Consider the following 22,571-nt stretch of genomic DNA (forward strand, 5'->3'; position numbering starts at 1 on the left):
CCGAACGCGCCCTGGGCCCGCGTCTGAACGGGAATCCGTAGACAGCCGGGGCCTGGGGCGTCGTTCGTTTCCCAGGACCGAAGGAATACGAGGGACATCCAGCCATGGCGAAGATCCTGAAGTTCGACGAGGACGCCCGTCGCGCCTTGGAGCGCGGCGTCAACCAGCTCGCCGACACCGTGAAGGTGACGATCGGCCCCAAGGGCCGCAACGTCGTCATCGACAAGAAGTTCGGTGCCCCCACCATCACCAACGACGGCGTGACCATCGCCCGTGAGGTGGAGGTCGAGGACCCCTACGAGAACCTCGGCGCCCAGCTGGTGAAGGAGGTGGCGACCAAGACCAACGACATCGCGGGTGACGGCACCACCACCGCCACCGTGCTCGCCCAGGCCCTGGTGCGCGAGGGTCTGCGCAACGTCGCCGCCGGCGCCTCCCCCGCCGCCCTGAAGAAGGGCATCGACGCCGCCGTCAAGGCCGTCTCCGACGAGCTGCTGGCCACCGCCCGGCCGATCGACTCCAAGGAGGACATCGCCGCCGTCGCCGCGCTGTCCGCCCAGGACAAGCAGGTCGGCGAGCTGATCGCCGAGGCCATGGACAAGGTCGGCAAGGACGGTGTGATCACCGTCGAGGAGTCCCAGACCTTCGGCCTGGAGCTGGACTTCACCGAGGGCATGGCCTTCGACAAGGGCTACCTCTCCCCGTACATGGTCAGCGACCAGGAGCGGATGGAGGCCGTCCTCGACGACCCGTACATCCTGATCCACCAGGGCAAGATCTCCTCCATCCAGGACCTGCTGCCCCTGCTGGAGAAGGTCATCCAGGCCGGCAGCTCCAAGCCGCTGCTGATCATCGCCGAGGACGTCGAGGGCGAGGCCCTGTCCACCCTGGTGGTCAACAAGATCCGTGGCACCTTCAACGCCGTCGCGGTGAAGGCCCCCGGCTTCGGTGACCGCCGCAAGGCGATGCTCGGCGACATGGCGACCCTCACCGGCGCCACCGTCATCGCCGAGGAGGTCGGCCTCAAGCTCGACCAGGCCGGCCTGGAGGTGCTCGGCACCGCCCGCCGGGTCACCGTCACCAAGGACGACACCACCATCGTGGACGGCGCCGGCAAGTCCGACGACGTCCAGGGCCGGGTCGCCCAGATCAAGGGCGAGATCGAGGCCACCGACTCCGACTGGGACCGCGAGAAGCTGCAGGAGCGGCTGGCCAAGCTGGCCGGTGGCGTCTGCGTGATCCGCGTCGGCGCGGCCACCGAGGTCGAGCTGAAGGAGAAGAAGCACCGTCTGGAGGACGCCATCTCCGCGACCCGCGCCGCGGTCGAGGAGGGCATCGTCTCCGGTGGTGGCTCCGCCCTGGTCCACGCCGGCAAGGTGCTGGAGGGCTCGCTGGACAAGAAGGACGACGAGGCCACCGGTGTCGCCGTGGTCCGTCGCGCCGTGGTCGAGCCGCTGCGCTGGATCGCGGAGAACGCCGGCCTGGAGGGTTACGTCATCACCTCCAAGGTCTCGGAGCTGGCCAAGGGCGAGGGCTTCAACGCCGCCACCGGCGAGTACGGCGACCTGGTGAAGGCCGGCGTCATCGACCCGGTGAAGGTCACCCGCTCCGCCCTGGAGAACGCCGCCTCCATCGCCTCCCTGCTGCTGACGACCGAGACCCTGGTCGTCGAGAAGAAGGAAGAGGAAGAGGGCGACGCCGGCCACGGTCACGCTCACTGAGCAGGCTCAACCAGCGCTGAACCAGCGCTGACCTGACGCGCTCACGAGGGCCCGGCCCCTGGGGAACACTCCCGGAGGCCGGGCCCTCGGCGTATGTGCGGCCCCGCGCCGTCGCGGTCGTCGGGGGCCGCCGGGGGTCAGTCGGTCGTGGTCCGGTCGCCGCGCCTGGGCCCGTACCGCCCGGTCGAGCGGGAGGACACCCGGCCCAGCCACCCCCTGGGCACCAGCTTGGTCACCCCGGCCAAGGTCTTGTACCGCAGGTCCGGCACCGACAGCGTCCGGCCACGGGCCAGGTCGCGCAGCGCCGCGTCCACCACCCGGTCGGCGTCCAGCCACATCCAGCCCGGTACGTCCTCGGTGCCCATCCCGGCCCGCTGGTGGAACTCGGTACGCACCAGCCCGGGGCACAGCGCCATCAGCCGTACCCCCTCGGAGGCCAGGTCCACCGCCGCGCCCTGGGTGAACTGGGCCACCCAGGCCTTGCTGGCCCCGTAGGTACCGCGCGGCACGAAGGCGGCCACCGAGGCGACGTTGACCACGGCGCCCCGACCGCGCTCCCGCATCCCGGTCACCGCCGCCGTGGTCAGCCGCAGCACCGCCTCGCAGTGCACCCGCAGCATGGTCAACTCCTGCTCCAGCGACGCCTGGAGGAAGCGGTCACGCAGTCCGAAGCCGGCGTTGTTGACGAGTACGTCGACCGGGCTCCCGGCGTCGGAGAGCCGGTGCTCCACCGCCCGGAGGCCCTCCTCGGTACCCAGGTCGGCCGGCAGCACCTCGGTGGGCGTCCGATGGGTGGCGGTCAACTCGTTGGCCACCCGGCGCAGTCGTTCCCCGTCCCGGGCGACCAGCACCACCGCGTGTCCGTCGCGGGCGGCCCGCCGGGCGAAGGCCGCGCCCAGTCCGGCGGTCGCCCCGGTGATCAGTACCGTTCTCATGCGGGCACCCTAAGGGCCGCCCGCCCCGGCCCTGGACGGGACCGACCCGCGAGGCGGTGACAGCCGGGAGCCCGGCGCCCCGCACGGCTCAGCCGGCCCGCCGGTCCGACCTGGCGAGGGCCGTCTCGGCCTTCCTCCTCGTCTCGGGATGCAGCGCCTCCCCGGCCGCCAACAACCGTGGCAGCAGTGCGGGTTCGGTGGTCAGCGCGCGGAACAGGAAGGAGACGGTCACCTCGTGGGCGGGCCGGTGCACCAGCCGTACCGGGTCGCCGGCCCGGACCTCCCCGACCTCGATCACCCGCAGGTACGCCCCCGGGCGGGCCCGCTGGGTGAAGCGCCGCACCCATCCCCTCTCGTCCAACCAGCCGGCGAAGGTACGGCAGGGGATACGGGCCGCGCTGACCTCCAGCACCACCCGGGCGCCCACCCGCCACCGTTCCCCGATCCGCGCCCCGTTGACGTCCACCCCGAGGGTGGTGAGGTTCTCGCCGAAGGCGCCGTTGGCCAGCTCGTGGCCCACCTCGCCCTCCCAGTCGTCCAGGTCCTCCCTGGCGAAGGCGTACACCGCCTGGTCGGTGCCCCCGTGGTGCCTGCGGTCGCAGACCGCGTCCCCGCGCAGTCCACTGCCGTCCCTGCCCTTCGGGCCAGGGGGGAACACCGTCACCGGCCCGCTGACGGGGCGCTTGTCGATACCGGTCAGCCTGTCGGGAGCGGTGGTGTAGTCGACCTTGGTCGGCTTGCCCAGGTTCACGGACAGCAGCCGCTCGGGGCCGGGGGTCAGAGTCGAGTCGTCCGGGTCACCGATTGCTCTCATGGTCGTCGCCTCCGGCGTTCAGCCTATGCTCGATACGTGATCGAGGCGCGTCATCTCCGGGTGCTCAGGGCCGTGGTGCACACCGGTTCCTTCTCCGCCGCGGCGCGCCAGCTGGGCTGCACCCAACCCGCCGTCAGCCAGCAGATTCGCGCCCTGGAGCAGTCCGTGGGCACCACCGTCCTGGTCCGTGACGGCCGCGAGGCACGGCTCACCGAAGCGGGTTCGGTACTGGTCCGCCACACGGGTGCGGTACTCGCCGGTCTGGGCGCCGCCGAGGCCGAGGTGGCCGCCCTGGTCGGGCTGCGCGCCGGCCAGGTACGGCTGGTGTCCTTCCCCAGCGCCTCCGCGACCCTGGTGCCCGGTGCCCTGGCCGGTATGCGCGCCTCTCATCCGGGAGTACGGGTGTCCCTGACGGAGGCCGAACCCCCGCGCTCCGTCGAGCTGTTGCGCTCCGGCGAGGCCGAGGTGGTCCTCGCATTCCGCCACGGACCGCCGTCACCCCCGGAGGGGGAGTGGACCGATCTGCGGGTCACCCGGCTGTTCGCCGACCCGCTGGTGGCGGTGCTGCCCTCGGGGCACGCGGCGGCCGGGCCCGGACCGCTGTCCCTGGCCGCGCTGGCGGACGAGCCCTGGATCGCCGGCTGCCCCCGGTGCCAGGGGCATCTGCTGCGGATGTGCGAGGCGGTGGGCTTCCGCCCCCGCGTCGACTATGCCACCGACGACTATCCGGCCGTCCTCCACCTGGTGGCGGCCGGCCTGGGTGTGGCCGTACTGCCGGCGCTGGCCCTGGAGGCGGTGCCGGCCCGAGGGGTCGAACAGGTGCCGCTGGACCAGGCGGCCCGCGAGGTCGTGGCGCTCACCCTGCCCGATCTGGAGGGCGTGCCGTCGGTGCGGGAGTTGCTGCGTCAGCTGGTGGACGCGCGTCGGTAGGCCCCGAGGACCGGGAGGGCCGGGCAGGCTCAGCCAGCGCTCCCATGAGTGGTGGCGACCAGGCGATGCCGGGCGCGGCCCATCAGTTCCTCGCGCTCGTCCTCGGTGAGGCCGCCCCAGACGCCGTAGGGCTCGCGAACCGTCAGGGCGTGGGCGGCGCACTCGGCGCGGACCGGGCAGCGCATACACACCTCCTTGGCGGAGGCCTCCCGTGCGCTGCGGGCGGCGCCCCGCTCTCCCTCGGGGTGGAAGAACAGGGAACTGTCGACGCCTCGGCAGGCGGCGAGTAGTTGCCAGTCCCACAGGTCGGCGTTGGGGCCGGGAAGTCGGGAGAAATCTGCCATGGCTCGTCCCCTCGAAGCGCTGGTCGGTCGAAAAGCCGTGAGCAGTGACGAACGTACCGCATAGGTCGGAGAATCGTTAAATATGACTCTTCTGCGAATCTACCCATGGACTGCGCGTAGGGAAAGGAAAGCTCGGAAATTAGGGCAAAGAGTTCGCAAGGTGCCCAGCCAGGGAGGGGCTGGCGCCGTGTTCGGCGCCTCACTTACGGTGTTCAATAACGCTGCGGAAACCCGTAACTCTTTTGGGTGACCGTCGTTGAGGAGGGCGAGGCGATTGGCGGAAGGTCGGAGGTAATTCCGACGCGAACCCGCTTTCGCGTATGTGACGACTCGTAACAGCCTGGAGGCTCAAGGTGATGCGCATCAGAAGCGGGGGGCGTTCATGACTTCCGTCCTCGTATGCGACGACTCCCCGCTAGCCCGAGAGGCGCTTCGCCGCGCGGTCGCGACCGTGCCCGGCGTGGAGCGCGTGACCACGGCGGCCAACGGCGAGGAGGTGCTCCGCCGTTGGGGGGCCGACCGTTCGGACCTGATCCTGATGGACGTGAGAATGCCCGGCCTGGGCGGTGTGGAGACCGTACGCCGTCTGCTGTCCGCCGATCCGGGCGCCCGCATCATCATGCTCACGGTGGCTGAGGACCTCGACGGGGTCGCCCTCGCGGTGGCCGCCGGGGCCCGGGGGTACCTGCACAAGGACGCCTCCCGCGCCGAACTGCGGGCGACGGTCACCCAGGCCCTGGCCGACCCGACCTGGAGGCTGGCGCCCCGGCGTCTGCGTTCGGCGGAGATGGGCGCCGCCCCCACCCTCACCGCACGGGAGATCCAGGTGCTGGAGGGCATGAGCCACGGCCGCTCCAACGCCGAGATCGGCAGGGAACTCTTCCTGTCCGAGGACACCGTGAAGACCCACGCCAGACGGCTGTTCAAGAAGCTGGGCGCCTCCGACCGGGCGCACGCCGTGGCTCTCGGATTCCGCTGGGGACTCGTCCGGTAGTGTCCCGGGCCACCGCTTCGCCCACCCCTCTCCAGGGTGGGCGGGGCCTTACTCCGGGGTCGGCGCGGGACCGCGCGGCTTCGTAATCTCCGGGATGACGCATCCTGGAGTAATGGAGTTCCTCGGGGAGCGACGGGACAGGCGTGAGAGGAGTGCCCCGGAGATGACGGTCGGTGCGCCCACTCATAACGCTTCGGTGCACAACTATCAGCGTGGTGTGACGGATCAGGATCCCCCGGGGCACCATGGGTCGGTGCGCGACGACGAGGGTTCGGGGACGCCTGCGACCGGTGGTCGCGGGCAGGTCGGGCCACTGGTGCGGCGTGCCGTCGAGGGGGACCAGCAGGCGACGCACGACCTGCTGGCGCACGTACACCCCCTGGCCCTGAGGTACTGCCGTACCCGCCTCACCCGACTTCCCGGCGACGCGCGGCACTTCGTGGACGACCTCGCACAGGAGGTCTGTCTCGCGGTGCTGTGCGCCCTGCCGCGCTACCGCGACACCGGCAAGCCCTTCGAGGCCTTCGTGGTGGCCATCGCCCAGCACAAGATCGCCGACCTCCAGCGGGCGGCCATGCGCGGCCCCGGAAGTACGGCCATCCCCTCGGACGAGATCCCCGAGCGACCGGACGACTCCCTCGGCCCCGAGGAGCGCGCCGTCCTCAGCAGCGACGCCGAGTGGATCAAGAAGTTGCTGGCCAACCTCCCCGAACACCAGCGGGAGTTGGTCCTCCTCCGGGTGGCCGTCGGGCTCAGTGCCGAGGAGACCGGACAACTGCTGGGGATGTCCCCCGGGGCGGTCCGGGTGGCCCAGCACCGGGCGCTGACCAGGCTGCGGACGCTCGCCGAACAGTGAGCGCCGGCCCCCGGTCCCCATACGCGCGGTGCCGGAGGCTCCCCGGAGGCCGATAGCATGGACGCCTCCGCCAGGCAAGCAAGGGAAGTGACATGACTGACAGCGTCGACGGATTGCCCGCCAAGTTCGCCACCCTCGGGCTGACATACGACGACGTGTTGTTGCTGCCCGGTGAGTCGGACATGTCTCCGCAGCGCATCGACACCGGCTCCCAGGTGTCCCGCAACGTGCGGGTCAACGTTCCCCTGTTGTCCGCCGCGATGGACCGGGTCACCGAGGCCCGGATGGCCATCGCCATGGCTCGTCAGGGCGGGGTCGGCGTACTGCACCGCAACCTGGCGATCGAGGACCAGGCGGCCCAGGTCGACCAGGTGAAGCGTTCGGAGTCGGGCATGGTCACCGACCCGGTCACCGTCCGCCCGGACGCGACCCTGCGGGAGGCCGACCAGCTGTGCGGCAAGTTCCGCATCAGCGGGGTGCCGGTGACCGACGCGGCCGGCCGGCTGTTGGGCATCGTCACCAACCGGGACATGGCCTTCGAGATGGACCGCGCCCGGCAGGTGCGCGAGGTGATGACCCCGATGCCGCTGGTCACGGGCAAGGTCGGTATCTCCGGCGAGGACGCCATGGAGCTGCTGCGCCGGCACAAGATCGAGAAGCTGCCCCTGGTGGACGACGACGGCGTGATCAAGGGACTGATCACGGTCAAGGACTTCGTCAAGGCCGAGAAGTACCCCAACGCCGCCAAGGACTCCGAGGGCCGGCTGCTGGTCGGCGCCGCCGTCGGGGTGGCCGGGGACGCCTACGACCGGGCGCAGGCCATGATCGAGGCCGGGGTGGACTTCCTGGTCGTGGACACCGCGCACGGCCACTCCCGACTGGTCGGTGACATGGTCGCCAAGATCAAGTCCAACCACTCGGTGGACGTGATCGGCGGGAACGTCGCCACCCGGGACGGCGCCCAGGCCCTGGTGGACTCCGGGGTGGACGCGGTCAAGGTCGGGGTGGGGCCGGGCTCCATCTGCACCACCCGGGTCGTGGCCGGTATCGGGGTGCCCCAGGTGACCGCGATCTACGAGGCCTCCCTGGCCGCCAGGGAGGCGGGGGTGCCGGTGATCGGTGACGGCGGCCTCCAGTACAGCGGGGACATCGCCAAGGCCCTGGTGGCCGGGGCGGACACGGTGATGCTGGGCAGCCTGCTGGCCGGCTGCGAGGAGTCCCCGGGCGAGCTGCTGTTCATCAACGGCAAGCAGTTCAAGTCGTACCGGGGGATGGGCTCGCTGGGCGCGATGCAGACCCGTGGCGAGGACCGTTCCTACTCCAAGGACCGCTACTTCCAGGAGGAGGTCAGCGGGGACGACAAGCTGATCCCCGAGGGAGTCGAGGGGCAGGTCGCCTACCGTGGCCCGCTCAGCGCGGTGGTGCACCAACTGATCGGCGGACTCAAGCAGTCCATGTTCTACGTCGGAGGGCGCACGGTCCCCGAGCTGAAGGAACGTGGACGGTTCGTGCGGATCACGGCGGCGGGGCTGAAGGAGAGCCACCCGCACGACATCCAGATGACCACCGAGGCGCCGAACTACTCGCGGCGTTGAGCCTCCCGCCACCCGCCGCCGCCCTCCCCCGGGGCTGAACTCCGGGCGTGGGCGGCGGTCGGCGATACTGGCGGGGCGGACCAGAAGGAAGGGCAACAGCACGTGACTGAGATCGAGATCGGACGCGGAAAGCGCGGACGTCGGGCGTACGCCTTCGACGACATCGCCGTGGTGCCGAGCCGGCGTACCCGCGACCCCAAGGAGGTCTCGATCGCCTGGCAGATCGACGCCTACCGCTTCGAACTCCCCTTCCTCACCGCCCCGATGGACTCCGTGGTCTCGCCCGAGGCCGCGATCCGCATCGGCAAGTTCGGCGGCCTGGGGGTGCTCAACCTCGAAGGGTTGTGGACGCGGTACGACGACCCCGAGCCGTTGCTGGCGGAGATCGCCGAGCTGGACGGGGAGCGCGCCACCCGACGGATGCAGGAGATCTACTCCCGCCCCATCCGTGAGGAACTGATCGGCCAGCGGCTCAAGGAGGTACGGGACGCCGGGGTGGTGACGGCCGCCGCGCTGTCCCCCCAGCGCACCGCCCAGTTCTCCAAGGCCGTGGTGGACGCCGGGGTCGACATCTTCGTCATCCGGGGCACCACCGTCTCCGCCGAGCACGTCTCGGGCGCCGCCGAGCCGTTGAACCTCAAGCAGTTCATCTACGAGCTGGACGTCCCGGTCATCGTCGGGGGCTGCGCCACCTACACCGCCGCCCTGCACCTGATGCGCACCGGGGCGGCCGGGGTGCTGGTCGGCTTCGGCGGGGGCGCGGCGCACACCACCCGCAACGTACTGGGCATCCAGGTGCCGATGGCCACCGCCGTGGCGGACGTGGCGGCGGCCCGCCGGGACTACCTGGATGAGTCCGGTGGCCGCTACGTCCACGTGATCGCCGACGGCGGCGTGGGCTGGTCCGGCGACCTGCCCAAGGCCGTGGCCTGCGGGGCGGACGCGGTGATGATCGGTTCCCCGCTGGCCCGGGCCACCGACTCCCCCGGCCGGGGGCACCACTGGGGCATGGAGGCCGTGCACGAGGACGTGCCCCGAGGGAAGCGCGTGAACCTCGGGGTGGTGGGCTCCACCGAGGAGGTCCTGTTGGGCCCCTCGCACACCCCGGACGGGTCGATGAACTTCTTCGGCGCGCTGCGGCGGGCCATGGCCACCACGGGGTACTCCGAGCTGAAGGAGTTCCAGCGGGTGGAGGTCACGGTCTCCCGCTCCCGCTGAGCGACCGGGCCGCACCCACGCCGGCCGACCGCTTCCACCGAACCCCCGGGCACCACGGGTGCCCGGGGGTTCGGTGCGTTCCGCCCCTCGCGGGGTCGCCCTGTTCCCGGGCGGTGCCGCTCCGTCGGGGTGCCCGGGGGTCGGGTCACAGCCGGTGGGCGGCCCCGGTGGGGCTGGCGCCCCGGGTGTCCAGCAGCAGTTGGGCCTTGGCGGCCAGCCCCTGGAGGTCGTAGGTGCGGTGGTGCTGCAACAGCACGGTGAGGTCGGCCTGGGCGGCTGCCTCGTAGAGGGCGTCCGCCCGGGGGACGGACCGGCCCCCGGCCCGCCAGTGGTGCACGTGGGGGTCGTGGTAGCTGATGCGGGCGCCCAGGTCGGTCATCCGGCCGGCGATCTCGGGGGCGGGGGAGCCCTCCTGGTCGGCCAGGTCGGGCTTGTAGGTGACCCCGAGCAGCAGTACGTGGGCGCCCCGGGCCGACTTGCCGTGCTCGTTGAGCAGGGCGGCGGCCCGCTGGGTGACGTAGCGGGGCATCCGGCTGTTGACCTTGCGGGCCAGCTCCACCATCCGCAGGGGGTGGCCGAGGCCGCGGCCCGGGTGGCTCCGGTTGCCGGGTTCGTCCGGGGTGCCGGGGTCCAGGGGCGGGGTGTGGCCGCCGACTCCGGGGCCGGGGCGGAACGCCTGGAAGCCGAACGGTTTGGTCTCGGCGCAGCGGATGACGTCCCACAGGTCGACGTCGAGTTCGTGGCAGAGGATCGCCATCTCGTTGGCGAGGGCGATGTTGACGTGGCGGTAGTGGGTCTCCAGGAGTTTGCTGGCCTCGGCCTCGCGGGGGCCCCGGGCGCGTACGACCTTGTCGGTGAGCCTTCCGTAGAAGGCGGCGGCGGCCTCGGTGCAGGCGGGGGTGAGACCGCCGATGACCTTGGGGGTGTTGCCGAAGTGGTGGTGACGGTTGCCGGGGTCGTGGCGGCTGGGGGAGTGGGCGAGGTGGAAGTCGCGGCCGGCGCGCAGGCCGGATCCCTCTTCGAGGAGCGGACGGAGGTATTCCTCGGTGCAGCCGGGGTACACCGTCGATTCCAGGATCACGGTGGTGCGGGGCCGCAGATGGGGGGCGAGGGTGCGGGCGGCCTCGCGTACCTCGGCGAGGTCCGGGGCGTCACCGGGACCCGCCGGGGTGGGGGCGCAGATGACACAGGTGCGTACGCGGGCGAGGGCGGAGGGATCGGTGGTGGCGCGGAAACCGTGGGAGAGCATCCGGCGGACCTCGGCGGCGCTGAGCGAACCGTCCACCGGGGAGCGGCCGGCGTTGAGTTCGCGTACCACCCGGGGGTCGGGATGGTGACCGAGGGTGCTGATCCTGGCCGCGGTGGCGGCCTGGGCGACCGGGAGACCCAGGTGGCCGAGGCCCAGTACGGCGAGATCGACGGGCATGGTGGCGGTCTCCCTTCCCTTGGAGGTGGCCGGCCGCTCGACCGGGGGGTGACCGGTTGCGCGGCGCTCCAGGTCAGGTTAAGGGCCTATATGAAGGTTGTGGGGATTTGTCCGGTAGGCGCACGCCCTGGCCGGCCAAAGTCAGTGACATGGGGGAGCATCGATGGGGGAGACGGGTCGTAACGGCGGCCGTCTCCGTGGCCGTACCACGACGGGAGGCAGCGTGAGGACAGCGACACTGGGACCGGAACAGCGCGCGGAGGCGCTGGCCAAGATGGCCGAGCGGGAGTTGGACCTACTGGTCGTCGGTGGCGGAGTGGTGGGCGCCGGCACCGTGCTGGACGCGGCGACCCGTGGGCTGTCCACCGGCATCGTGGAGGCGCGTGACTGGGCGTCGGGTACCTCCAGCCGCTCCAGCAAGCTGATCCACGGTGGGCTGCGGTATCTCGAGATGCTGGACTTCGCCCTGGTGCGGGAGGCTCTGAAGGAACGGGGCCTGCTGATCCAGCGGATCGCCCCGCACCTGGTGAAGCCGGTGCCCTTCCTGTACCCCTTGCAGCACAAGGGGTGGGAGCGGCTGTACGCCGGCGCCGGCGTGGCCCTCTACGACACCCTCGGCATGGCCTCCGGGCGCAGCCGGGGACTGCCGCACCACCGTCACCTGTCACGCCGTCACGCGCTGCAGGCCGCTCCCTGTCTGCGACGGGACGCCCTGGTCGGTGCCCTGCAGTACTACGACGCGCAGATGGACGACGCCCGGTACGTCGCCACCCTGGTCCGCACCGCCGCGAGTTACGGCGCCCACACCGCCAACCGCGCCCGGGTGGTGGGCTTCCTGCGCGAGGGGGAGCGGGTGGTCGGCGCCCGTATCCAGGACTTGGAGATGGGCGGGGAGTTCGAGGTGCGGGCCCGTCAGGTGGTGAACGCCACCGGTGTGTGGATGGACGACACCCAGGGACTGATCGCCGAGCGCGGGCAGTTCCACGTACGGGCCTCCAAGGGCATCCACCTGGTGGTCCCCAAGGACCGCATCAACTCCAGCACCGGGCTGATCCTGCGCACCGAGAAGAGCGTGCTGTTCGTCATCCCCTGGGGACGGCACTGGATCGTCGGCACCACCGACACCGACTGGGACCTGGACAAGGCCCATCCCGCCGCCTCCAGCGCCGACATCGACTACCTGCTGGAGCACGTCAACCGCGTGCTCTCGGTGCCGTTGACCCGGGACGACGTGGAGGGGGTGTACGCCGGACTGCGGCCCTTGCTGGCCGGGGAGTCGGACGCCACCAGCAAGCTGTCGCGGGAGCACACGGTGGCCCACCCGGTGCCCGGGCTGGTGGCCGTGGCGGGCGGCAAGTACACCACGTACCGGGTGATGGCCAAGGACGCGGTGGACGAGGCCGTGCGCGGCCTGGACTACCGGGTGGCCGACTGCTGCACGGAGGAGGTGCCCCTGGTCGGCGCCGAGGGATACCACGCCCTGTGGAACACCCGGGCCCGCCTCGCGGTGCGCGCCGGGCTGCACGTGGCCAGGGTCGAGCACCTCCTGAACCGGTACGGGGCGCTCACCGAGGAGTTGCTCGAACTCGTGGAGAAGGACCCGGCGTTGGGGGAGCCGCTCCCGGCCGCCGACGACTACCTCAAGGCCGAGATCGTCTACGCCTGCACCCACGAGGGCGCCCGACACCTGGACGACGTGCTCACCCGGCGTACCCGGATCTCCATGGAGACCTTCGACCGGGGCACCCGCAGCGCCCGGGAGTGCGCGGAGCTGATGGCGCGCGTCCTGGACTGGGACAAGGACCAGATCGAGCGTGAGGTCGAGCACTACCACAAGCGTGTCGAGGCCGAACGGGAGTCGCAGCGGCAGCCCGACGACCAGACCGCCGACGCCGCGCGGCTGGGCGCCCCGGACATCGTGCCGCTCTGAGCGGGGCGAGGGTGGACCGCCGCCTGGGAACCGGGCGGTCCACCCACCCCGGTGGGCGCCGAACCGCGGCCCGCCGGAGGGGTGTGGGGCGTGACCCCGAGGTCGGCGGCGGGCTGACCCCCGGCGGAGACCGCGGGGAGCGGACACCACCGCCGTGGGGCGACCGCGCAGGTGGGGGCAACGGGCGCCGGACGCCGTTCGGTTGGGCCTCCCGCGTCACCGGGAGCCGCTGGAATAGGCGACAATGGTGCGTCGAGGGGCACCGTCCGGCACGCTGTCGCGCCCGCCACTGTTCGACGGGGGCGTGAGGTCTCACGGGTTCGGGTTCCCCAAGGGGCGGCTGGAGCGCGAAGAGGGGACTTTGGGGTCACATGGGCCAGGACAACACGGGTGAGGGCGAGGAAACCGGGCGGCTGCTGGGCGGGCGCTACCGGCTCGGCGGTGTCCTGGGGAGCGGGGGCATGGGCACCGTCTGGCGGGCCAGGGACGAGATCCTGGGCCGTACGGTCGCCGTGAAGGAACTGCGCTTCCCCTCCAGCGTCGAGGAGGAGGAGAAGCGCCGTCTCATCACCCGGACCCTCCGCGAGGCCAAGGCGATCGCCCGGATCCGCAGCGGAGGCGTGGTCACCGTCTTCGACGTGGTCGACGAGGACGACCGCCCCTGGATCGTGATGGAACTCATCGAGGGCCGCTCCCTCGCCGACCAGGTGCGGCAGGACGGCCCCCTCTCCCCGAGCCGGGCCGCCGAGGTGGGCCTGGCGGTGCTCGACGTGCTGCGTGCCGCGCACCGGGAGGGCATCGTCCACCGTGACGTGAAGCCCTCCAACGTGCTGATAGAGGACGACACCGACCGGGTGGTGCTCACCGACTTCGGCATCGCCAAGGTGGAGGGCGACCCCTCGGTCACCTCCACCGGGATGCTGGTGGGCGCTCCCTCGTACATCTCGCCGGAGCGGGCGCGCGGCAACCCCCCGGGACCGCCGGCCGACATGTGGTCGCTGGGCGGTCTGCTGTACGCGGCGGTGGAGGGCCACCCCCCGTACGACAAGGGCTCGGCACTGGCCACCCTGACGGCGGTGATGACCGAACCACTGGAAACGCCGCGCCAGGCGGGGGAGTTGGCGGAGGTCATCCACGGCCTGCTGGCCAAGGACCCCGAGAAGCGGCTCGATGAGGCGAGCGCCCGCCCGCTGTTGAGGGCGGTGGCCTCCGGCCCCCCGCCGAGCCTGGTGAAGGAGCGTCGGGCCAGCCGTACGGCGGTGCTGGGCACTCCGGCGGCCGGACCGGCGGCGGCCACCCGTGCCCCGGCCTCGGAGCCCGGTGCTCCCGAGCCGGCGACCGCTCCCGCTTCGGGCGGGGTGGGGGCGTTGGCCCAGCTGCCCCGACGGGTCTGGTACGCGGCCGGTGCCGTGCTGGTGGCGCTGGTGGTCCTCGGGGTGGCGCTGGCCGTCAACGCCTCGGGGGACGACTCCAAGGACGGCAAGGGCACCGACGACGGCCGGGGCAACACGGCGGCGGAGCCCAGCCGTTCGTCCGAGAAGGCCGGCAAGCCCGAGGGCGCCGACAAGGACGACAAGGACCCCGAGTCGGAGCGTTCCAAGCTGCCGAAGGCCTCCAAGTCGCCCAAGTCGAAGCTGCCCAAGGGGTACCGCGCCACCGGGGACGACCAGTTCCACTTCGGTATGGCCATGCCCTCCGACTTCCGGCGCACCGGCATAGCGGGCCAGAACTCGGGCGGCAAGTACAGCGCTGGCGGGTACCCCAGGATCCAGGTGGACTTCAACGCCAAGCCCGGCAGCGACGCGGCCGGCGCCTGGCGGCAGTTGGAGTCGGCGGTGCGGTCCGGCAGTTCCGGTTACCACCGGGTGGGCATCAAGTCGGTGAAGTGGCGTGACTACCCGACGGTGGCCGACTGGACCTTCGAACGTCAGGAGGGCGGCCGTAAGGTCCGGGTGCTCAACCGGGGCTTCAAGGCCGACTCCACCCACGGCTACGCGATCATGATCACCTGTGACGCGGACAAGTGGGACAAGAAGGAGTGCCGGGTGCTGCGCGAGACCGCGTTCCGCACGTTCCAGCCGAAGGGCTGAAACGCCCCTCCCCGCAAGGGGGTTGGGCACCGGTGTATTCCGTAAGTCACGGCGCGATGTCACAGAGGCATGAGAGAGTCACCGTCGTGTGTTTGGCCACTCGCGGACAGTACTCGCCGTCCAACTGGGTACGAGAACCTTCCGGGAGCCTGACGGGGCATCCGACGTGAGGGTCCGTCGGGTCGCCGTGAACGGCTGTCGAGTCACCGCAGCGAAGGGCTGCTGAGCGGAAGAGGGGGGTCTGATGCGGCTGTTGGCCGACCGTTACCGCCTGTCGTTGACCTCCGCCGAGGAGGAGGAGTGGGAGTTCCTCGTCTGGCCGGCCTTTGACACCGCCAGCGGCCAGGACGTGCTCATCACCCAGGTCCCCCTGCCCGAGGTGGTCGAGGGAGAGGTGCTGGACGACAGTGGCTGGGGCCACTCCCGTGCCACCCGTCGTCCCGCCGACCCCGCCATACGGCGCGCGGTGGACGCGGCCCTGGCCGCCGCCCGACTGCCCGACCACCCCCGACGGGACCAGGTCTTCGACGTGTTCGTCGAGGACGAGGGGCTGTGGATCGTCAGCGAGCTGGTGCCCGCCCAGTCCCTGGCCGAGCTGCTGGAGGAGGAGCCGCTGAGCCCGCACCGGGCCGCCGAGATCGGCTCCGACGTGCTGGCCGCGTTGCGGGTTCTGCACGAGCAGGGCTGGACCCACCGCAACATCACCGCCGACACCGTGCTGATCTGCGAGGACGGCCGCGCGCTGCTGACCGGGCTGGCGGTGGCCGCCGCCCAGGAGGCGCTGTGCGGCTACGACCCGCTGCCCCCGCCCGGGGGCCGGCAGGGCGAGGCCCCTCCGCCGGAGTACCCGGAACTCCCGCTGCCGCCCCGGTACGAGCGGGCCGACTCGACCCCGGCCCCGCCCCGGTCCCTGGAGGGCCCGCCCGCACCCCGGCGACCGGAGCTGGAGGAGGGCGGCGGATGGGAGGCCCACCACCTGCGGCCGGCCGCCCCCGAGGGCACCCCGGCCCACCAGGACGAGTACCAACGGGAGCGTTACGTCGCGGGGTTCGGCCTCTCCGGCTCCGGCGAGGCCGGCCCCAGCGTCCTGCCCGAGGACGGCGGCCGGGGCAGCTACGCCATACGCCCCCACACCCCGGACCGGATGCCGCAGCACGGCCGGCACTACCAGGACGAGGACGAGAAGTGGGAGCTGGGACCCGGCGAGGAGGCCATCGACGAGCTGGAGGAGCCCGACCGTGACTGGCCCCCGCTGAGCGCCCCGCCCCCCAGCCCCCAGCCCGAACCCCACCCGACCGCCTACCAGCACGTCGACCCCGAGGGCGCCCCTCGGGCCGGCTACGCCTCGGTCGCCGGCTGGGACCCGGCCGGCGAGGAGAGCCGCTACCGGGGGCCGGCCACCGCCCTGGAGGCCGAACGCGCCCGTCAGGCCAGGCTCACCCTGGTCGGCGCGGTCACCGAGCGCTGGGCCCCGGAACAGGCCGGGCCGGTCTACCAGAACTGGCGCCTGGCCCCACCCGTGGGGCCGCCCGCCGACCTGTGGGCGCTGGGGGTGCTGCTGTTCCGCGCGGTGCAGGGGCACGCCCCGTACCCGGAGGACGACGCGGCCGAGCTGGCCCAGATGGTGTGCGCCGAACCCCCCGCCTTCGCCGAGGAGTGCGGCCCTCTGCGGCCGGTGGTGGAGTCGCTGTTGCGCCAGGACGCCACCGAGCGGCCGGACCTGGAGGAGCTGCGCGGCTGGCTGCGTTCCCTGGTGCGCTCCGCCCCCGAGCCCGGCGTGGGCCAGCACACCGTGCTGACCCCGCCCCACAGCCTGGGCAGCGCCCCCCACGACCCCCGACGGCTGCCCATAAAGCGGCCCCGCTTCGAGCTGGTACGGCGGCGCCGGGCCGCCCGCGCCGAGCGGAAGGCCGAACGCCGGGCCGCCGCCCCTCCGCCACCCGAACCACGGCGCAGCCGCGAGGAGGCCGCCTCCGGGCGCGGTCCACGCCATCTGGGGCGCTGGCTGGTGGGCCTGGTGATGCTGGCCCTGGTGGCGGCGGTGGCCTTCGTGACGCTGTTCCTCCCGGAGGGCGACACCGGCAACCAGCGCGGCTCGGTCAACCCCGACAACTCCAGCGAGGGTTCCTCCGGTGGGAGTGGGGACGAGCCCAGTGCCCAGCCGAGCCACAAGGCGCCACCGGGGTACCAGACCCGGCGGGACCCGTCGGGCTTCCAGATCGCGGTGCCCCAGGGCTGGCAGAAGAAGGGCAAGAACTCCCGGGGCCAGGTGCGGTTCCTCGGCGACGGGCTGGAGCTGACCGTGGTGCCCGGCCGGGACAGCGCCAAGCGCTTCGGCCAGGTTCCCGCCGACTACCAGCGGGAAAAGGAGCCGGAGTTGGCCGACTTCCGGTCCGCCGACTGGGCCGAGACCGGCAAGCAGCGGGAGATCACCGTCGGCTCCACGCCCATGGCGCAGGGCGCCTTCTCCTGGGGGAACGGAGCCCTCCGGTCGTATCTGCGTAACCGGGCGGTGCTGATCGACGGGCGGTACCACCTGGTGATCGTCCGAGGCGAGCTGTCCGACAGGAAGCGGATCGACGAGCGGTTCGACGCCTTGGTGGACACCTACCAGTACACCGGGAAGGCCGACTGAGCGACGCGTCCCGCCCTCCTCCGAGGACCGCCGCCCTCCGGTGAACGGGGACACCCCCCTGGGTGGGCGGCGGGAGGCTTGGCATCATGTGCCGGACGACAGGCCGAGAGGGGGCACCGGGATGGACGCGGCGACGGGGGACGCGCTGCTCGCGGGCCGCTACCAGCTGGGCCCCAGGCTCGGTCGGGGCGGCATGGGCGTGGTGTGGCGGGCCGAGGACCAGTTGCTGGGCCGGCGGGTGGCCGTCAAGGAACTGCGCTGGGACGTCGAGGGGCCCAGCGCCTCCACCCGGGAACGGGCACTGCGCGAGGCCCGGGCGGTCGCCCAGTTGAAGCACCCGCACATCCTGGTGCTGCACGACGTGGTGGAGCAGGACGACCGCCCCTGGATCGTGATGGAACTGGTCGAGGGCCGCTCCCTGGCCGAGGAGCTGGCGGACGGCTGGCGGGCCGAGCCGGAGCGGGCCGCCCGTATCGCGCTGGAGCTGCTCGGGGCGCTGCGGGCCGCCCACGAGGCGGGGGTGCTGCACCGGGACCTGAAGCCGGCGAACGTACTGATCGAGAACGGCACCGGTCGGGTGGTGCTCACCGACTTCGGCATCGCCCAGGTGGCCGGGGTGACCTCCACGGTCACCGAGCCGGGGGCGTTCGTGGGCTCCCCGGAGTACACCTCGCCGGAGCGGATGGTGGACCCCGAGTCCACCGGCCCGTCCTCGGACCTGTGGTCCCTGGGGGTGCTGCTGTGCACGCTGCTGCACGGCAGCTCGCCGTTCCACCGGGGGGCCGTCACCGCGGTGCTGTACGCGGTGGTGCACGAGGAGTTGGTGCTGCCGCCCGAGCTGGGCCCGCTGCGCCCGGTGGTGGAGGGTCTGCTGCGCCGTGACCCGGGGGCGCGGCTGACGGCGCCGGAGGTCGAGCGGTTGCTGACGGACGTCCTGGAGTCGGGCCGTACCGAGGGACCCACCCGACGGTCACCGGAGGGCCCGGGCGCCCGACCACCCGCCCGACGCGGCCGGGGACGGGTGGTGGCCGGCGTGGTGGCGGGGACCCTGGTGGCGGGTCTGGTCGCCGGGGGAGTGTGGTGGGACACCACGCGTGAGCCTCCGGGGTCGCCGACCGCGAGGGAGAGCGCCGGAGAGGGTTCGGCCTCCCCTGGTTCCGGGGAGCGGGCGCGGGAGGGGTTTCGCTGGGTGTCGGACCCGCTGGGGTTCCGCACCCAGGTTCCCGAGGGGTACGTCCGCTCCGCGGAGCCGCCCCGGGTGTTCTACTACTCCCGTGGCCGGACCGTACGTGTCGGTTTCCACGTCAAGGACGTGCCCCCTGACGGCTCGTTGGCGGAAATGCGTCGCGCTCACTCCCGGGGCCCGCGAGACTACCCGGGCTACCGGGAGGGTCGGGTGAGCGAGACCACCCAGCGCCAACGGCCAGCCGCCCAGTGGGAGTTCACCTGGAACGGTGGGAAGGGCGGCGGCGGCCCTCGGCACACCGTGGACCGGAGCTGGGTGGAGAACGGCAAGCTGTACGACGTGTGGGTCTCGGCGCCGGTGGACCGGTGGGCGGAGGGACGGCGGTGTCTGGACACCGTGCTGGACAACTTCCGCCGTATTCCTCCGCGTTGACGAGGCGTTCCCCGCGTTGACGGGAGACCGGCCCACGTCGACGCGACGGGGGAGCCGGCCGACGCCGGACGAGGGCAGAAGCGAGGACGGAGCAGATGACCGAGCCGCACCGTGAGGACCAGGAGCCGACGAGTTACGGGCTACAGCCGCCCGTTCCACCGCAGCGTTCCGAGGGATACCAGCCGACCGTGGCGGCCTCCCCCGCCCCCTCGGACGAGAACCGGGTGATCGGCGGCCGTTACCGCCTGCTGTCCCGGCTGGGCCACGGGGGGATGGGCACGGTCTGGCGGGCCGAGGACCAGGTGATCGGCCGGTGGGTGGCGGTCAAGGAGCCCCGCCCACCGGAGTATCTGGACGAGGCCAGCCGGGGAACGCTGCACGAGCGGATGCGCAGGGAGGCCCGCGCGGCTGCCATGATCGACCACCCCTCGGTGGTGACGGTGCACGACGTGGTGGTCGAGGGTGGGCAGCCCTGGATCGTGATGGAACTGGTCAACGGCCGTTCCCTGGCCGCCCAGTTGGAGGACGGCACCCTCAGCGCCGCCGAGGCGGCCCGGGTCGGCCTGGCGGTGGCCGGCGCCCTGTCCGAGGCCCACGAGCGGGGGGTGCAGCACCGGGACGTCAAGCCGGAGAACGTGCTGTTGGGCCGTCACGACCGGGTGGTGCTCACCGACTTCGGCATCGCCCAGGTCGAGGGGGAGAGCCGGCTGACCGAGAGCGGCGCCTTCGTCGGTTCCCCGGAGTACGTCGCCCCCGAGCGGGTGCTGGGGCGGGCGCCGGGGTCGTCGTCCGACCTGTGGTCGCTCGGTGCGCTGCTGTACACGGCGGTACAGGGCGTCTCCCCGTTCCGTCGCAGCAACGCGCAGGCGACCTTCCAGGCGGTGCTGTCCCACGAGCCGTCACCGCCCGACAGCGGCTCCACCGTCCTGGACCAGCTGATCGTGCGGCTGATGCACAAGGAGCCCCACCGCCGGCCGGACGCGCGGGAGACGGCCAGGGTGCTGTCCCAGGTCGCCGCGCCGCCACCGCCCCGTGCCGGTGCCGGGTGGTCCCCGCGCTCCCTGTGGGCGCGGACACCGGGCTGGCTGCGTACCCACCGCAAGGCCCAACTGGGCCTGGGTGGCGGGGTGTTGGCCGTGGTGGTGGCCCTGCTGCTGGTGTGGAACCTGACCGGGGACGACCTCCCCGACGGCTACCAGCGCTACGACGAGACCAAGCGGGTCCGGGCGTCCCTGGCGGTACCCGAGAAGCTCCAGCGCAGCGTGGAGAAGGGCGCGGTGGAGTTCGCCACCGCCGACGACTCCATCCGGCTGCGGCTGACCCGGCCCACCGGCTTGAAGGGCTCGGTGGTCGACGAGGCCAACAAGCGGAAGGACTTCTACAAGGAGGGCGCGTTCGACAACGGATACGAGATGTCCGATGCCGTGGTCCGGGTCAACGAGTCGACCTTCCACGACGCGGACGCCGCCCGGATCGACACGACCTACAAGCCGTACGGCGAACGCGAGGGCATTCTGCGCTGCCTCCGCAAGGAACTGTTCGTCAACGGCGGGGAGGGCGTCGAGTGGCAGTTGTACGTCGACATGCCGACCGACAAGGAACGCCGGGCCGAGGGCGAGCGGATCTTCGACAACGCCGTGCGGTCCCTGGAGCTGAAGGGGCTGTGAGACGGCGCGGTGCGCCCGGCCGGTATAACCCCTGGTGAGCGGGACCTCACCAGGGGGCACCGGGAGTGAGGGTGCCAGTGGCCGCTGGCGCGATTGTGGATGAGCGGTGAAAACCCGTTACCGACGGGTATACCAGTCGCTGCCCCGGTCGTACCCTCCCGATATGACCGAGCCGCAGACCCACGCGACGACCACCGCCCCCGAGCAGGAGCAGCCCGGCAACCCCCGAGCCGTGGCCCCCGAAGGAACCCGCACCGCCTCGGACGTGGTGACCCGGGAGCTGGTCGACCGGCTCACCCGGTCGGTGGTGGCCTCCGGCACCACCGACAACCACAGCCCGGTCACCGGTGAACGACTGGCCGAACTCCCCGAGTCCAGCCCCGAGGACGTGGCCACCGCCTTCGAGCGCGCCCGCGCGGCGGCCCCCGGCTGGGCCGCCCTCCCGGTACGCCGCCGGGCCGCCGTACTCCTCCGCTTCCACGACCTGCTGCTGAGCCGACAGACCGAGGCGCTGGACCTGATCCAGCTGGAGACCGGCAAGACCCGACTCCACGCCCACGAGGAGATCCAGGCCGTCGTCATGGCCGCCCGCCACTACGGGCGCAAGGCCCCCGGCTACCTGCGCCCCCGCCGGCACACCGGCGCCATCCCCACCCTCACCAAGATCACCGAACTGCGCCACCCCCGTGGCGTGGTCGGCCAGATCGCCCCCTGGAACTACCCGCTCGAACTGTCCGTGGGCGACGCCCTGCCCGCCCTGGTCGCCGGCAACGCCCTGGTGATGAAACCGGACACGGAGACCGCCCTCACCGGACTGTGGGCCCGCGAGCTGATGGTCGAGGCCGGACTGCCCCAGGACGTGTGGCAGGTCGTCATCGGGGACGGCCCGGTCGTCGGCCCCGCCGTGGTGGAACGCGCCGACTACGTCTCCTTCACCGGCTCCACCGCCACCGGACGCCGGGTCGCCCAGCAGGCCGCCGCCCGACTCGTGGGCTGCTCCCTCGAACTGGGCGGCAAGAACGCCATGATCGTGCTGCCCGACGCCGACCTGGACAAGGCCGTCGCCGGCGCCATCCGAGGCTCCTTCTCCTCCGCCGGCCAGCTGTGCATCTCCATCGAGCGCCTCTACGTCCACCAGGACATCGCCGACCGCTTCCTGGAACGGCTGGTGGAACGTACCCGTGCCCTGCGCCTCGGTGGCGCCCTCGCCTACGGCTCCGACATGGGCTCCCTGGTCTCCGCGCGGCAACTGGAGAACGTCACCCGCCACGTCCAGGACGCCGTGGACAAGGGCGCCCGGGTCCTCACCGGGGGCCGCCCCCGCCCCGACGTCGGGCCGCTGTTCTACGAGCCGACGGTGCTGGACGGGGTCGAGCCGTCCATGACCGTCTGCGCCGAGGAGACCTTCGGTCCCGTGGTGTCCGTGTACCGCTTCACCGACACCGAAGAGGTGATCGAGCGCGCCAACGCCACCCCGTACGGCCTCAACTCCAGCGTCTGGAGCGGCAGTTCACGCCGCGCCCACCAGGTGGCCGCCCGGCTGCGCACCGGCACCGTCAACATCAACGAGGGCTACGCCTCCGCCTACGGCAGCGTCCGCGCCCCCATGGGCGGCATGGGCGACTCGGGGCTGGGCCGCCGGCACGGCTCGGAGGGCATCCTGAAGTACACCGAGTCCCAGACCGTGGCGCACCAGCGACTGCTGCCCATGGCCCCCTCCCTGGGCATGGACGACGCCCAGTACGCGGCCTTCCTCAGCCGCTCCCTCAAGGCCATGAAGCTGCTGCGCTTCCGCTGA

At 72.1% G+C, this 22,571-nt stretch carries 16 protein-coding genes; 12 read left to right on the top strand and 4 right to left on the bottom strand.

Annotation, left to right across the window (positions count from 1 at the left end):
* Positions 1–104: 104 nt before the first annotated feature.
* Positions 105–1,721: a chaperonin GroEL gene (gene groL, locus ABZT14_RS02465; RefSeq protein ID WP_356295728.1), complete on the top strand. Its 1,617-nt coding sequence runs from the start codon at positions 105–107 to the stop codon at positions 1,719–1,721.
* A 137-nt stretch (positions 1,722–1,858) separates the two neighbouring features.
* Here the strand turns inward: groL and ABZT14_RS02470 are convergent, their stop codons facing one another.
* Both ABZT14_RS02470 and ABZT14_RS02475 read right to left on the bottom strand, forming a co-directional pair.
* Positions 1,859–2,656: an SDR family NAD(P)-dependent oxidoreductase gene (locus ABZT14_RS02470; protein WP_356295730.1), complete on the bottom strand. Its 798-nt coding sequence runs from the start codon at positions 2,654–2,656 to the stop codon at positions 1,859–1,861.
* Between the two features lie 88 nt (positions 2,657–2,744).
* A complete protein-coding gene (locus ABZT14_RS02475; RefSeq protein ID WP_356295733.1) occupies positions 2,745–3,470 on the bottom strand; it encodes an MOSC domain-containing protein in 726 nt (241 codons plus the stop codon).
* Positions 3,471–3,506: 36 nt separating this feature from the next.
* Here ABZT14_RS02475 and ABZT14_RS02480 point away from each other — a divergent pair, with 36 nt between their 5' ends.
* On the top strand, positions 3,507–4,400 hold the full coding sequence (locus ABZT14_RS02480) for a LysR family transcriptional regulator (RefSeq protein ID WP_356295736.1): 894 nt from the start codon (positions 3,507–3,509) through the stop codon (positions 4,398–4,400).
* A gap of 29 nt (positions 4,401–4,429) precedes the next feature.
* Here the strand turns inward: ABZT14_RS02480 and ABZT14_RS02485 are convergent, their stop codons facing one another.
* A complete protein-coding gene (locus ABZT14_RS02485; RefSeq protein WP_356295739.1) occupies positions 4,430–4,744 on the bottom strand; it encodes a WhiB family transcriptional regulator in 315 nt (104 codons plus the stop codon).
* Between the two features lie 382 nt (positions 4,745–5,126).
* Between ABZT14_RS02485 and ABZT14_RS02490 the strand changes: the two genes are divergently transcribed.
* From ABZT14_RS02490 to ABZT14_RS02505, 4 genes are all read left to right on the top strand, one after another.
* On the top strand, positions 5,127–5,738 hold the full coding sequence (locus ABZT14_RS02490; protein ID WP_003948568.1) for a response regulator transcription factor: 612 nt from the start codon (positions 5,127–5,129) through the stop codon (positions 5,736–5,738).
* A gap of 253 nt (positions 5,739–5,991) precedes the next feature.
* Positions 5,992–6,594: a sigma-70 family RNA polymerase sigma factor gene (locus tag ABZT14_RS02495; protein ID WP_356295740.1), complete on the top strand. Its 603-nt coding sequence runs from the start codon at positions 5,992–5,994 to the stop codon at positions 6,592–6,594.
* Between the two features lie 92 nt (positions 6,595–6,686).
* Positions 6,687–8,189, top strand: a complete 1,503-nt coding sequence (guaB, locus tag ABZT14_RS02500) for an IMP dehydrogenase (RefSeq protein WP_356295743.1) — start codon at positions 6,687–6,689, stop codon at positions 8,187–8,189.
* A 102-nt stretch (positions 8,190–8,291) separates the two neighbouring features.
* Positions 8,292–9,407: a GuaB3 family IMP dehydrogenase-related protein gene (locus ABZT14_RS02505; RefSeq protein WP_356295746.1), complete on the top strand. Its 1,116-nt coding sequence runs from the start codon at positions 8,292–8,294 to the stop codon at positions 9,405–9,407.
* 145 nt (positions 9,408–9,552) lie between these two features.
* Here ABZT14_RS02505 and ABZT14_RS02510 read toward each other — a convergent pair whose 3' ends face one another.
* Positions 9,553–10,833 (bottom strand): nucleotide sugar dehydrogenase, encoded by a 1,281-nt coding sequence (locus tag ABZT14_RS02510; RefSeq protein ID WP_356295749.1) that lies wholly within the window; start codon positions 10,831–10,833, stop codon positions 9,553–9,555.
* Between the two features lie 223 nt (positions 10,834–11,056).
* Here ABZT14_RS02510 and ABZT14_RS02515 point away from each other — a divergent pair, with 223 nt between their 5' ends.
* The 6 genes from ABZT14_RS02515 to ABZT14_RS02540 all read left to right on the top strand — a co-directional run bounded on the left by ABZT14_RS02515 (position 11,057) and on the right by ABZT14_RS02540 (position 22,571).
* Positions 11,057–12,763, top strand: a complete 1,707-nt coding sequence (locus tag ABZT14_RS02515; protein ID WP_356295752.1) for a glycerol-3-phosphate dehydrogenase/oxidase — start codon at positions 11,057–11,059, stop codon at positions 12,761–12,763.
* Between the two features lie 371 nt (positions 12,764–13,134).
* Positions 13,135–14,853, top strand: a complete 1,719-nt coding sequence (locus ABZT14_RS02520) for a protein kinase (protein ID WP_356295755.1) — start codon at positions 13,135–13,137, stop codon at positions 14,851–14,853.
* Between the two features lie 244 nt (positions 14,854–15,097).
* Positions 15,098–17,488, top strand: a complete 2,391-nt coding sequence (locus tag ABZT14_RS02525) for a protein kinase (protein WP_356295757.1) — start codon at positions 15,098–15,100, stop codon at positions 17,486–17,488.
* Between the two features lie 121 nt (positions 17,489–17,609).
* On the top strand, positions 17,610–19,106 hold the full coding sequence (locus ABZT14_RS02530; RefSeq protein WP_356295759.1) for a serine/threonine-protein kinase: 1,497 nt from the start codon (positions 17,610–17,612) through the stop codon (positions 19,104–19,106).
* Positions 19,107–19,201: 95 nt separating this feature from the next.
* On the top strand, positions 19,202–20,773 hold the full coding sequence (locus ABZT14_RS02535; protein ID WP_356295761.1) for a serine/threonine-protein kinase: 1,572 nt from the start codon (positions 19,202–19,204) through the stop codon (positions 20,771–20,773).
* Between the two features lie 163 nt (positions 20,774–20,936).
* On the top strand, positions 20,937–22,571 hold the full coding sequence (locus tag ABZT14_RS02540) for a succinic semialdehyde dehydrogenase (protein ID WP_356295764.1): 1,635 nt from the start codon (positions 20,937–20,939) through the stop codon (positions 22,569–22,571).

It is taken from the genome of Streptomyces sp. NPDC005438, assembly GCF_040606315.1.
In the GTDB taxonomy this organism is placed as follows: Bacteria; Actinomycetota; Actinomycetes; order Streptomycetales; family Streptomycetaceae; genus Streptomyces.